Consider the following 12641-nt stretch of genomic DNA (forward strand, 5'->3'; position numbering starts at 1 on the left):
CGGTCGGCTTACGGAATCGGATCGAACTTCAGCTGCGAGAGCGGTACGACCTTGTCAGTGCGCGTCATCTTGTATTCTGTATTCGGGCCGAGCCACTTGTCCCAGATTTTGTTGATTTCGCCCGATTCATCGAGCTTGTGCAGGATTTCGTTGATCTTGGCGGTCAATACCGGCTGATCCTTGGCCATGCCGATACCGATCGGCTGGAACAGCATCGGTTCCTCGATCATCCGCATTTCTTTGCCCTTGCTCTTCGATTCATTGACGAACTTGGTCGTCGTCATGGTGTTGGCCACCATGCCGCGCGCCTTGCCCTGCTGGACGGCGAGATAGGCGGAAGCCGTATCCTGGAATGTCAGCGGATCGGACTTGTTGAGCTTGATCGACATTTCCGAAGTCGAGCCCTTGGTCGAAGCGATGCGCTGACCTTCGTAATCGGCCTTCTTCTTGCCGGCATCGTCCGCCGGCACGATCAGCATTTCCTTGGCGAGATAATAGGGATCGCTGAACTGGATCTGCTCGGCGCGGCTGAGCGTATAGGCAAGGTTGGCGACGGTGATGTCGACCCGGCCGAGCTTGACCTCCGGCACACGCGCTTCGACCGAAACCGGCTTGATTTCAGCCTTGACGCCCAATTCCTTGGCGATGGCGCCGCAGAGATCGACGTCGAAACCGGCCATTTCGCGGGTTTTCGGATCCGGCGAGGCGAAGGGAGGAACATCGGCGAACGTCGCGCAACGCAGGGTCTTCGCCGACATGATGGTATCGAGCTGATCGGCTTTTGCGGGCAAGGCGGCCGCCATGCCGGCAAATGCGACAGTGAGGCTTAGGCATTTCCAGTTCATTGCTGTTCTCCTTTGTTTTTGGTGATTGGTATCAATGCCTGAGATCAGCGAGGAAGCGCTGAGCCCGGGGATGGGTCGGATTGCTGAAGAACTCCTCGGGGGTCGCCATTTCGATGATCTGACCGGCATCGATGAACCAGATCCGGTCCGCGACGTCGCGCGCGAAGCCCATTTCGTGGGTGACGCAGAGCATGGTCATGCCTTCGGACGCCAGGCTCTTCATGACGGCGAGCACCTCGCCGACCATTTCGGGATCGAGCGCGCTGGTCGGTTCGTCGAACAGCATGACCGGCGGTTCCATGGCGAGGGCGCGGGCGATCGCCACCCGCTGCTGCTGGCCGCCGGAGAGCTGGCCGGGATAGGCTCGCGCCTTGTCGGCGAGCCCGACCCGATCGAGAAGCTTGATGGCTTTTTCGTGCGCGAGGTCGGGCGCCACGCCTTTCACCCGGATCGGCGACATCGACACGTTTTCGGCGACCGAAAGATGCGGAAACAGGTTGAAGTTCTGAAATACGAAGCCGATCCGGCTGCGCATCGCATTGAGTTCCTTTGCCCGCATCGAGGTGTGGATGTTTTGTCCGTCGAGCGTGATCGATCCGCTGTTGATCTCTTCCAGGCGATTGATCGTCCGGATCAGCGTGGATTTTCCCGAACCTGATGGACCGCAGATGACCACGACTTCGCCGCGCGCCACCTGCGCATCGATGTCCTTCAGGACCGGATAGTCGCCGTAGCTCTTGCAGACCTGCGAAAGCCGGATCGTCTGCGGTTCCTGTGCTGATACCGACATGGTCATAGCTGCTCCGATACAATTTTCGACGGCGTGATCGGGGCGGCGGCGGGAAAGCTGGCAAGTCCCGCGCGCCGCCGCGTGATGCGCCGCTCGAGGCGGTTCGCGAAGTAGGTGAGCGTCCAGCAGATGGCGAAATATACGATCGCCAGAATGAGGAAGACCTGGAAAGGCTGCGTCAGGAGCTGGTTGTTGACCTGGCTTGCCGCAAAGGTGAGGTCCGGCACGTTGATCACATAGCCGAGCGTCGTGTCCTTGATCGTCGAGACGAAGGTGGAGAGGATGCTCGGGATCATGTTGTAGAGCGCCTGCGGCAGGATGACGAAGCGCATCGCCCCGAAATAGCCGTGGCCGAGCGCCCGCGCCGCATCCATCTGGCCCGGTCCGAGCGCCACGATGCCGGCGCGCACGACTTCGCTCAGGAACGCGCTCTGGTAGACCATGAGTGTCGTCAGCATGGTGAGGAAGCTCGGCACGTCGGCGCCAGTCATGAGCGGGACGAGGAAATAGCTCCACAGGATGAGCATCAGGAGCGGTACGCCCCTGGTGAAATAAACCAGCGCCGTCACCGGCCAGCGCAGCAGACGCAATTTGGAGAGCCGCGCCAATGCGAACAGAATGCTGGCCGGAAAGGCGAGAGCGATGCTGAGCGCCGAAAGGATCAGCGTATTGGCGAGCCCGCCAAGCGGGCCGTTCGGATATTGGCCGATCAGCAGCAGCAGCCAGTAATCTCGGACGATGGCGATCATGTCGTGGATCATGCGCGCGCACTCCGGGCAGGATCGGTGCGCATCGAGAGATAGGCGCCGATGCTCATGATCACGAGCGAGAAGAAGAGATAGAGAACCGTGCCGATCAGGTAGATCTCGAAGGTCCTGAAGCTGAGGTTCTCGATTTCCTTGACGGCATGCGTCAGCTCCGAGGCGCCGATGACAACGGCGAGACTGCTGTTCTTGAACAGGGAAACGCTGTGATTGATGAGCGGCGGCAGCGCGTTGCGCACGCCCTGCGGCATGATGACGAAGCGCATCGCCGAGACATAACCGTGGCCGAGGGCCCGGGCCGCCTGCATTTGGCCGGGACTGACCGAGCGCACGCCGGAACGAAGATCTTCGCTGAAATAGGCCGCCTGGCAGAGCCCGAGCCCGATGACGGCGAAGATGGCCTCCGCATTGTGGACTGCAAGCCAAGTCGCCAGCCCGCTCGGCATCAGGGTGAAAATCCCGAAATACCACAGCATCAGCTGAACCAGGGTGGGAACATTCCGGTGGTAGGATACGTAAGCAGCGACCAACGGATCGCCGAAGCGAAAGGGTGACAGACGCAAGGCGAGCAGCAGCATCGCCAACGCCATCGCCAGCGACCAGGACCCGGCATAGATGATGAAGGTCATCTCGATGCCATGCAGCAGCATCGCGGCATATTCCGGATTTCCGAGGATTGCCGAAAGGTCGAAACCACTCACGGCTTTGGCTCCCCGGATGGATCCGTCTTGGCCGCGGGCTTCGCCGTCTGCAGGCCGCCCATGACCTGCAGCGTGGGCGTGATCTCCATGTGTCCGATGTTGACGGCGACGGGAGCTGCGATGGCGAAGGCAATCGCATCGGCGATATCGGCCGCCTGCGGTAATTCGAAGCCGTCGATGAATCGTTCGCGGACGCTGGGATCATCGCCATGGACGTGATTGAAAATGTCGGTGGCGACCCGGCCGGGGCAGATTTCGGTCACCCGTACCCGCTTGCCGAAAGCGTCGATGCGCAGCTGGTTGGACAGCATGCTCACCCCTGCCTTGGTGGCGTGATAGGACGAGTTGCCACCGAAATTATAAGCGCCGGCGATCGAAGAAATATTGATGACGTGCCCGCGATCGCGCGCCACCATGCCAGGCACGACAAGGCGGCAGATATGCAGGACCGCGCGGAGATTGACGTCGACGAGGAGATCGATATCGGCCTCATCGGCTTCCAGGAACTTCTTCGGCCGGTCGACGCCGGCATTGTTGACGAGAATATCGAACTCCACCCGACGGGTGAGCTCGGCTATTGCCTGACGGTCGGTCACATCGACGACATGGGCGATGCAGCCCGTCCGTGCTGCCAGCTGCTGCAGGGCATCTGCGCTACGGGCAACGGCATGGACCTCGATGTTCTCCCGGCGGAGCCGCTCAACCACGGCTGCGCCGATACCGGAAGAGGCGCCGGTCACCAGTGCGGTCTTGTAGTCGGAGAATGGCATTGTCGTTCCCTTGTTGTTGATCGAGACAGTAGCGAAGCTTTAATCCCTTGCCTAAGACCGATTATCTCTGGAGCAATAAGCAACGGTTATGGAGCCGGGGCCGCGGCGGAAGAACAGAAGCAGGCGATGTCAGCATCGCCTCGCGGCATCCGCGCCGCGTTGCAAAAGCCATGCACGTCTGCAAACATGTGACCCGCGCAGATCAGAACGGTACCCCGATCCTCATGGACATCAGACGCCTCAAATCTTTCATCGTGATCGTCGACAGCGGCAGCATCACGCGGGCGGCGGACCTTTTGCACATCGCCCAGCCGGCCCTCAGCCAGCAGCTTGCAGCACTGGAGGAGCATTTCGGCCACAAGCTGCTGATCCGCAGCCAGCAAGGCGTCAGCATGACCGATGCGGGACATGCTGTGTATCGCCATGCGCAGATTATCCTGCGGCAGATGGAACAGGCGCAAGCGGATGCATCCGCGGCCGGCAATTCGCTTGCCGGGCGCGTGTCCGTCGGCCTCGTGCCGTTCAGCAGTGCGGCCACGCTCTCGGTCGAACTCCTGGCGGAAACCAGGAAGCTGCATCCCGGCATCCTGCTGCACCTGACCGAAAGCGTCGGGCAGACCTATAGCCAGATGATCATGAATGGCCGGCTGGAGATGGCCCTTCTCCATGGAACCGGCCCGATCAAGGGTGTCCGGTTCGAGCCGATCCTGAGTGAAGAGTTTTTCCTGGTCGCCCATCGCGACTTTGCCATCGAAGCGGGTGAGAAGCCTGTTCCGGTCAGCGCTCTCGACGGGATTCCGATGCTGTTGCCACCGGCCTATAACTTCGTCCGGCGAGCGGTCGATACCGCCTTCACGCGCACCCGCACCAATCTGAAGGTCGTCGCCGAGGTCGAAATCGTCCGCACGCTGGCCCGCGCGGTGGGCAGCGGCCTCGGTGCGACGATTATGCCAAAAGCCATTGCCGATCGCATCGTATCGGAATCGAGCGAGCCGCTGATCTGCCGCCTCGTCTCACCACGGATCGAGGAAACCCTGTCGCTTTGCGTTTCCGACCAGAATCCCCTGTCGGAACCGGCTCTCGCCGTCCGCGACATCCTTCTCGGCCTGACGGCGCGGCTGAAAGCCTAACGCACGTCGGCGGTCAGCGCATGTCCCGGCAGAACTGGGCTATGCGCGCGCAGCCTTCGTCGAGTTTCTCCATGCTGGTCGCGTAGGAAATGCGGAAGAAGGGGCTCATTCCGTAAGCCGCTCCCTGCACGGTCGCGACATGATGCTCCTCGACCAGCGCCATGACGAAATCGACATCGGTCTCGATCTTTCGCCCACCCTTGCTGGTCTTGCCGATCAGCCCCGAGATATTGGGGTAGATGTAGAAGGCGCCCTCGGGTCTGTGGCAACGCAGCCCTTCCACCTCGGACAACTTGTCGAGGACGAAGTCGCGTCTCTTTTTGTAGATCGCGGCGCGCTCCTTCAAAAGATCCTGAGGACCGTCCAGGGCCGCGGTCGCCGCAGCCTGGGTGAGCGTCGCAATGCCGCCGCCATTCTGGCCGTTGACATTGCTGATGGCGGAGATCAGGTCCTTCGGCCCGGCGCAGAAGCCGAGCCGCCATCCGGTCATCGCGTAAGCCTTGGAGACGCCGTTCATCGTCAGGACGCGGTCATAGAGTCTCGGCTCGACTTCGGCGATCGTGCAGAACTGGAAGTCGTCATAGACCAGGTGTTCGTAGATGTCGTCGGTCATGATCCAGATATCGGGATGGCGCAGCATGACCTCGGCGATGGCGGCCATCTCCACCCGCGAGCAGGCGGCACCGGTCGGATTGTTCGGGAAATTCAGGAAGAGCCATTTGGTGCGCGGCGTGATCGCTGCCTCCAGATCTTCCGGACGCAGCTTGAAGCCGGCCTGTTCGTGGCAGGGGACTGCGACCGGGACGCCGCCGGCGAATTTGACGATGTCGGCATAGCTGACCCAGGAGGGGGTGGGAATGACGACCTCGTCACCCGGATTGCAGGTTGCCAGCATGGCATTGAAGATCACCTGCTTGCCGCCGCCCGACACGACGATCTGGCTGGCATCGTAGTCGAGATTGTTGTCCCGTTTGAACTTCCTGATGATGGCGGACTTGAGCGCCGGTGTGCCGTCCATCGGCGGATATTTCGTGTCACCCGCAAGAGCTGCAGCATGGGCTGCCTCGATCGCGTGCGTCGGGGTGGGGAAGTCCGGCTCGCCGGACGAGAGGCTGACGACCTTGATCCCTCGTGCGGCCAGTTCCCGGGCGCGCTGGGTCATGGCGGCGGATGCGGATATGGAAACGTTTTTCAGGCGGTCTGCGATGACGGACATCGGACTTGGTCCTTCGATGGGAGATTGAAACGAGAGACCGCCCGCAAGCGATCAGGATTGCGTCAGTCGGCGAGTCCAGCGGCAGGCGCGAGCGTCGCGCCTGTAGCTTCGATTTCGGCGCGCACGATGCCGGCAAGCTCCAGGGCGCCGGGCGTATCGCTATGGACGAGAATGGAGCGGGCCGGCATCGCGATCACGGCGCCGTCGATAGTCTGGACGGTTCCGTCGAGCAGGAATTGCCGCACACGCGTGCGCACCGAAGCTTCGTCTTTAATGACCGCGCCGGGGAGCCCGCGCGCGACAAGTCCGCCCTCGGCGTCATAGGCCCGGTCGGCAAGGAAGAGCGCCAACGTTTTCAAGCGCGCGCGTCTGGCGGCCTGTTGGATCTCGCTGCCTGACGTGACGAAGATGACAAGATTGGTATCCACGGCGGCGATCGCATCCATCATCAGGTCGGCGACGACAGGATCGCGGTTGACCATATTGCCCATGGCCGCATGGAAGCTGATATGGGAGACAGTAACCCCCTCGCTCCGGGCGATCGCCATCAGGGCGCCGAGTTGATAAAGCATCTGCTGGCGAAGCTCGTCCGCCGAAAACGGTATTTCGCGCCGGCCGAATCCCAGCCTGTCGGGCAAGCCAGGATGCGCGCCGATACCGACGCCGTTCAGCTTCGCGAGCCGGACCATGCGCCCCATCGTCTCGGGGTCGCCGCCATGGAAGCCGCAAGCTATGTTGGCCGACGAGACCAGTTTCATCATCGCTTCGTCGTCGCACAGCCGGTAGGGACCAAATCCTTCGCCCATGTCGGAATTCAGATCGATCTTCATCGGTTCCTCCTTTTGACGGCCGTCGCCTTGTTTTCATGGATGTCGGCGTCCCGCATCAGGCCATCGCCTTCAAGGCGCGCTTGACCATCCGGCATGTCTGCCTGACGTCGTCGACATAGCGGGCGACAGCCTGTTCCACGGCGCGCGCTTCGGCATGGGTCGAGCGAACGAAGCTGAGGCGGGCGCCGATGCGGGCCTGCCCGAGCCGCCACAGGTCGCACTCGATGACGCCGGCGATCTTCGGATATCCGCCGGCGGTGTTCGCATCGCTCATCTGCACGATCGGCTCGCCGCCGGGCGGAACCTGGATCACGCCGGGTACGACGCCGTGGGAACGCATCTCGATCGACGCCGTCGGCGTGATCGGTTCGCCGGAGAGGCGATAGCCCGTGCGGTCGCTGCGGGAGGAAATCCTCCAGGTCTGGCTCCAGAAATCTTCGCTATCTCCGGCGAAAAGATCGTGCTCGCCGGCTGGCAGGGCCCGGATCGGCAGCGTGCCGTCGACGGAAGCGGAGAAGACATCACGCAACGCTACGGCCGGTTCGACGACGGCAAGACCCTGGGCCGGCAGCATGGCGATCTCCGCGTCCTCGCCGACCGCGATCCGATCGCCCTTCGCCAGAGGCCGGCCGGCATTGCCCCCGAAGCCGCCGCGGAGCGACGTGCTTCGCGAACCCATGACAACGGGAATATCCAGCCCGCCTCCGAGCGAGATATAGGCACGCGCAAGCTGCGGAGGTTGCCTCAATTCGAGAACCTGTCCCGGTTCCGCGAGATAGGCACACCAGGGAAGGAGTTCCGATCCGTCCAGATGAGGATTGCCGTCGGCGCCGGTGACGGCAAAGACGATTCGCTGCTCGAAACACAGGCTGAACGGGAAGGTCTGCACCTCTATCACGGCCGCATTTTCGTCATTGCTGACGAGAATATTGCCGATCCGGACCGCAAGCGGATCCATCGCGCCGCTCGCCGATACGCCGATATCGCGGTAGCCGGGGCGTCCAAGATCCTGCACCGTGTTGAACGGGCCACTTTCCAAAATCTCGATCATAGCTCGATCCTCGCCGGCAGGAACCGCACCGTATCTCCCGGCGCCATCATGGCGGGGCTCGGCAAGGTGGGGTCGAACATCTCAAGGGTCGCAAAGCCGATGGAATTCCAGCCGTTGGGGCCTGTGAGCATGGCGACGCCGGTCTGCATGCCGCCGATCGTCACGCAACCCTTCGGCATCTTCAGCGAAGGCACGGTCTTCCGCGGCATGTAGATGCGCGGATCGAGACCGTGCAGATAGCCGAAACCGGGAGCGCTGCCCAAGGCGAAGACGCGGTAGGTCGCTTCGTGGTGGATACGGATGACCTCGCGATCGCTTAAGCCCGAAAGATCGCAAAGGGCTGGAAGATCCATCGCATGGTCGCCGCCGTAATGGACGGCGATCTCGATCGTCTTGCCCTTGAGATCCATACTGCGCGCATTCTCCCACGCCTCCAGCAGCCGGGCGACCACCGCATCGGGATCTTCAGGCGTCTCCTTGAAGATCACCAGCAGGTTGGTCATGCCGGGGATGTTTTCAGCAAGGTCCGGCCAGCCCTTCACCGTCTGGGACAGGGCCCAGATCCGCCGCTGCGCGGCAAGATCGAAATCGCCTGGCGCCTCGAGCAGGAAGGATCTGGCGCCGATCGAGGAAACGCGAGCCTGGCTATTGGTGGCTGGAACGATCTCGCGTTGGGATGCGCGTCTGTTCGTCGTGACGATCATGGCTGAAGCTCGATTTCGAACAGGGGATCACCGAAGCCGACCAGGGCGCCGGGCTCGGCGAGCAGCCGGATCAAAACACCGGAACGGCTGGCGCGAAGGGGAAGCAGGACATGCCCTACCCCGACGAAACCGACGACGTCCGCGTCGGATACGGAGCGCGGCAGCTTCTGGGGCGTGGCGGAGCCTGGATGCTCGACATAGAAGCGGCCTGCCATCGGCGCCTTCACGACGGCCGTTGCGGAACTGGGCGCGCGTGGCGGCGCTCCGGTCGAGCTGAGCCGGGCGCCATCTTTTCCGGCGACGACGATACGAAGCTGTCCGTCCGGACGGGAGATTTCGAGCCCGTGCACGCCTGCGGTCGTCAGCGCGTCGGTGAGGAAGGCGATGGTTGCCGGATCGCTGAAATCGATCGCGCTCATGCCGCCCTCCGCAGCTTCAGCCAGTGTTCGAGATAGTGGATGTCGGTCTCGCCGCGCGCGAATGCGTGGTCCTCGAACAGGGAGCGCAGGAAGGGAATATTGGTGGCGATTCCCTCGATCTCCGTGCCGGCAAGCGCGTCGCACATTCTCGCCATCGCTTCCGCCCGCGTCGGCGCATGCACGATCAGCTTGGCGATCAGCGAGTCGTAATAGGGCGAGACCGTGTAGCCGGTATGAATATGGGTATCGACCCGAATGCCCGGCCCCTGGGGCAAAACCAGATGGGTGATGACGCCAGCCGACGGCAGGAAGGTGTCCGGATCCTCGGCGTTGATGCGGCATTCGAAAGAATGGCCTTTGCACGTCACATCGCCTTGGGTGAGATTGAGAACGTGACCTTGGGCCGCCTCTATCTGTGCCTGGACGATGTCGAGCCCGCTCGTCACCTCGGTGACGGGATGTTCGACCTGAAGGCGCGTGTTCATTTCGATGAAATAGAAAGCCCCGTCCTCATAGAGGAATTCGAAGGTTCCGACGCCGCGATAGCCGATCTGGAGGCAGGCCTGCACGCAGGCCTCGCCAACCGGCTGGATGATATCGGCTGCGATCCCAGGTGCGGGCGCCTCCTCCACCACCTTCTGATGGCGGCGCTGCATCGAGCAGTCCCGGTGCCCCAGCCACACGGCGTTGCCGTGATCGTCGCAAACAACCTGCATCTCGATGTGGCGCGGATGCTGGAGGAATTTCTCCATGTAGAGCGAGGGGGAACCGAAGGCCTTGCGCGCCTCTTCCCGCGTCAGCGCGATCGCCTCATGCAGTTGATCGGACTTCGGCACGACACGCATGCCGCGTCCGCCACCGCCACCGGCCGCCTTGATGATGACGGGATATCCGATCTCCAGCGCGATGCGTTCGACCGATGTGGGATCGTCGGGCAGCGAGGTGTCCGGGCCGGGAACGCATGGGACGCCGGCGGCCATCATCGCCCGCTTCGCCGAGATCTTGTCGCCCATCGTCGCAATCGACGAGGCACTCGGGCCAATGAAGATCAGCCCCGCCTTTTCGACGGCGTCGGCGAAGGCTGCGTTTTCCGACAGAAAGCCATAGCCGGGATGGATGGCGCCTGCGCCGGTCAGACGTGCCGCGAGAAGAATGGCATCCTGATTGAGATAGCTCCTGGCTGCACTTGACGGGCCGATGCAGAGAAAGCTGTCGGCGGTGCTGCCGTAGGGCGCGTCCCTGTCCGCCTCGGAGCAGATGGCGACCGTCTTCAGGCCGAGCTCGCGACAGGCGCGCTCTATCCGGGCTGCGATCTCGCCACGGTTGGCGATGAGGACCGTATCGAAGCGGCGTCCGGCAGTTGCGGATTGTTCGGGCATTTCCGGCATCAGGCAATCTCCGCCAGCAGCTCGCCGGTCTCGACCTCGCCGCCGTCGATTTCGGTCAGGCGCGTGATGCACCCGGACAGCGGCGCGGCGATCGTGTTGAAGACCTTCATCGCTTCGATGATAAAAAGCGTCTGCCCCTCCTCAACAGCGTCGCCGATTGCGACGAATGGCGGCTCCCCGGGCGCCGGGGCCCTGTGCAGAACGCCGAAGACGGGCGCCTTCACTACATGGGACGGTTTCTCGCCGCTCGAAGGCGCATCGACGATTGATCTCGGCCTTTGCTCGAGTTCGGCGACAGCCTCCTGCCCCGTCGCGGTTCGGAAAATCCGAACCGTCACGTCCTTTTCCGTCACAGTCAGCTCGGTAATGTTCGATCGTCCGACAAAGTCGATCAGCGTCTTGATCTTCGAGAGGTCCATGTGCGTGCTCGGAATTTCAAAATTCCACCGCGCATAGCCGAAGTTTCAGATCGCCCGGTGTTGTGATTTTCGTAGCACGACGTGTCGACTGATGGGGTCAGACGAAGTTTTGATGGAGCGCAATCCGCGCCCTATGGGGACCTGTCGCTTGACGTTCTTGATGGCAGCCAGCCCGGCTAGACGAAATAGAATCCATCGAAGAGCAAAGCGTTTTTGGAAACAGCGCCTCCCATCGCGCGTGCTTCTCTCGCCCAGGCTTCGGCCGAGAGCAAGATCTGCTCAAGGGTTCCCGTTTCGGCATCAAGCCTCATCGAGACATCGCCATCGACGTTCCGCGGAGGGGCCGGCTCCGTCAGCTCCTCGGAGGAGCGACGCTCTCCCGCAGAATAAGCTTGCTGCGGATAACGGTGCGGACTTTCCCCGCTTTTTGCCGCTGGTCAATGGCATCGAGCAGGAGATCGACCGCCGCGCGTCCCATCTCTTCCACCGGCTGCTCGATCGTCGAGAGCGGCGGGGAGGAGAATTCGCAGACGGGCGAGCCGTCGAAGGAGACGACCGAGAGATCATCGGGAATGCTCAAGCCCGTACGCTGGATCCGGCTGACAAATGAGATGGCCATGTCGTCGCTGGTGGCGATGACTGCCGTCGGCTTCTCGGTCAGCTGCACGAAATCATCCGCTGCCTGAACGCCTATGTCGAAGCCGTGTTGATAATCGAGCTGACCGCCCGAACGATGCACCAGCTCCTCGGACAATCCCGCCGCCCCGAGCGCCTCGAGCACGCCGGCATAACGTTCGACATCGTGATAATTGTCTTCAGGCCCTGCCAGATAGAAGAACCGTCGGTGGCCCAGCCGGATGAGTTCGGCCGTGACATCGCGCACCGCCTCACGGTCGTTGGTCACGACGCTCTGCAGGCCCGCATCGCTCATGTCGAGCAGCATTGAAACGATCGGCAGGCCGGAACCGGCAAGCGAGCGTCCGTCCACTTCAGGAAGCTTCGACGACAGGATGATGGCCCCTCGCACGCTGCCGCCGAAGGCGAGGTCGAGAATATGCCGTTCGGAAATCTCGTCGCGGTCGAGGTTGGCGATCATCAGGTTGTAGCCGCCCTGAATGAGCGACTTGTTGATGCTCTGCAGAACCTGCGGAATAATCTGGGAGACACCGTAATAAAGCGATCCCGGCAGGATGATCATGACGATGTTGGATTTGCCAACTCTCAGACCGCGCGCCATGGCATTCGGCGTATAGCCGAGCTGTCTCGCTGCCGCATTGATCTTGGCGCGGGTCTTTTCGTTGACCCGCCCGGGATTGGCAAGCGCCCGGCTGACCGTCGAGATCGCCACGCCGGCAAGCCGCGCAACATCGGCCATCAACGCGCCCGATTGCTCCTCTCCGGCCACATCCTTGTTTTTGTTCACTTTTGCTTCTCTCTTCCGGATGCTTCGATTTGCAACTTTAAGGCAGGCGACGATTTATAGCAAACGTTTGCCAAAAATCGCTTGCTTAAAAAACCAGCTTGATTATCATTTGGTCATGGCAAACGATTGCCAATCCTTAATGCGTTGAAAATCCATGGCTTATTGGATGCGGAACATCCTTCCGCACGCGG

The 12641-nt window shown here is 61.9% G+C and carries 14 protein-coding genes; 1 reads left to right on the forward strand and 13 read right to left on the reverse strand.

Annotated elements, in window-relative coordinates:
• Window positions 1-8: 8 nt before the first annotated feature.
• From EFB14_RS09690 to EFB14_RS09710, 5 genes are read right to left on the reverse strand one after another with little or no spacing between them, the layout of a single operon-like run.
• Window positions 9-845 (reverse strand): ABC transporter substrate-binding protein, encoded by an 837-nt coding sequence (locus tag EFB14_RS09690; RefSeq protein ID WP_125843240.1) that lies wholly within the window; start codon window positions 843-845, stop codon window positions 9-11.
• A 31-nt stretch (window positions 846-876) separates the two neighbouring features.
• Entirely contained in the window at window positions 877-1641 is a 765-nt protein-coding gene (locus EFB14_RS09695) for an amino acid ABC transporter ATP-binding protein (protein ID WP_125843238.1), read from the reverse strand.
• Complete coding sequence (locus EFB14_RS09700; RefSeq protein ID WP_126824807.1) at window positions 1638-2396, reverse strand: amino acid ABC transporter permease; 759 nt, start codon at window positions 2394-2396, stop codon at window positions 1638-1640. The genes EFB14_RS09695 and EFB14_RS09700 overlap by 4 nt, the downstream gene beginning before the upstream one ends.
• Window positions 2393-3100 (reverse strand): amino acid ABC transporter permease, encoded by a 708-nt coding sequence (locus EFB14_RS09705; RefSeq protein ID WP_125843234.1) that lies wholly within the window; start codon window positions 3098-3100, stop codon window positions 2393-2395. Before EFB14_RS09705 ends, EFB14_RS09700 begins: the two co-directional genes overlap by 4 nt.
• Complete coding sequence (locus EFB14_RS09710; RefSeq protein WP_125843232.1) at window positions 3097-3870, reverse strand: SDR family oxidoreductase; 774 nt, start codon at window positions 3868-3870, stop codon at window positions 3097-3099. Before EFB14_RS09710 ends, EFB14_RS09705 begins: the two co-directional genes overlap by 4 nt.
• Before the next feature lie 170 nt (window positions 3871-4040).
• Between EFB14_RS09710 and nac the strand changes: the two genes are divergently transcribed.
• Window positions 4041-5000, forward strand: coding sequence for a nitrogen assimilation transcriptional regulator NAC (gene nac, locus EFB14_RS09715; RefSeq protein WP_183604832.1), 960 nt, complete (start codon window positions 4041-4043; stop codon window positions 4998-5000).
• Window positions 5001-5013: 13 nt separating this feature from the next.
• Here the strand turns inward: nac and EFB14_RS09720 are convergent, their stop codons facing one another.
• The 8 genes from EFB14_RS09720 to EFB14_RS09755 form a co-directional block, all read right to left on the reverse strand.
• Window positions 5014-6216 carry a pyridoxal phosphate-dependent aminotransferase gene (locus EFB14_RS09720; RefSeq protein WP_125843228.1) on the reverse strand — a complete coding sequence of 401 codons (1203 nt, stop codon included), beginning with the start codon at window positions 6214-6216 and terminating at the stop codon, window positions 5014-5016.
• Between the two features lie 62 nt (window positions 6217-6278).
• On the reverse strand, window positions 6279-7046 hold the full coding sequence (locus EFB14_RS09725) for a 5-oxoprolinase subunit PxpA (protein WP_125843226.1): 768 nt from the start codon (window positions 7044-7046) through the stop codon (window positions 6279-6281).
• Window positions 7047-7101: 55 nt separating this feature from the next.
• Complete coding sequence (locus tag EFB14_RS09730; protein ID WP_125843224.1) at window positions 7102-8097, reverse strand: 5-oxoprolinase subunit C family protein; 996 nt, start codon at window positions 8095-8097, stop codon at window positions 7102-7104.
• Complete coding sequence (gene pxpB / locus EFB14_RS09735; RefSeq protein ID WP_125843222.1) at window positions 8094-8801, reverse strand: 5-oxoprolinase subunit PxpB; 708 nt, start codon at window positions 8799-8801, stop codon at window positions 8094-8096. The genes EFB14_RS09730 and pxpB overlap by 4 nt, the downstream gene beginning before the upstream one ends.
• Entirely contained in the window at window positions 8798-9220 is a 423-nt protein-coding gene (locus EFB14_RS09740) for an acetyl-CoA carboxylase (RefSeq protein WP_125843220.1), read from the reverse strand. The genes pxpB and EFB14_RS09740 overlap by 4 nt, the downstream gene beginning before the upstream one ends.
• Window positions 9217-10608, reverse strand: a complete 1392-nt coding sequence (gene accC / locus EFB14_RS09745) for an acetyl-CoA carboxylase biotin carboxylase subunit (RefSeq protein WP_125843218.1) — start codon at window positions 10606-10608, stop codon at window positions 9217-9219. Before accC ends, EFB14_RS09740 begins: the two co-directional genes overlap by 4 nt.
• Window positions 10608-11027 carry an acetyl-CoA carboxylase biotin carboxyl carrier protein gene (locus EFB14_RS09750; RefSeq protein WP_125843216.1) on the reverse strand — a complete coding sequence of 140 codons (420 nt, stop codon included), beginning with the start codon at window positions 11025-11027 and terminating at the stop codon, window positions 10608-10610. Before EFB14_RS09750 ends, accC begins: the two co-directional genes overlap by 1 nt.
• A 352-nt stretch (window positions 11028-11379) precedes the next feature.
• The gene (locus EFB14_RS09755; protein ID WP_125843214.1) at window positions 11380-12450 is read right to left on the reverse strand and encodes a LacI family DNA-binding transcriptional regulator; all 1071 of its coding nucleotides are present in this window, start codon (window positions 12448-12450) and stop codon (window positions 11380-11382) included.
• Window positions 12451-12641: the final 191 nt, after the last annotated feature.

It is taken from the genome of Rhizobium fabae (genome assembly GCF_003985135.1).
Lineage (GTDB): Bacteria > Pseudomonadota > Alphaproteobacteria > Rhizobiales > Rhizobiaceae > Rhizobium > Rhizobium pisi.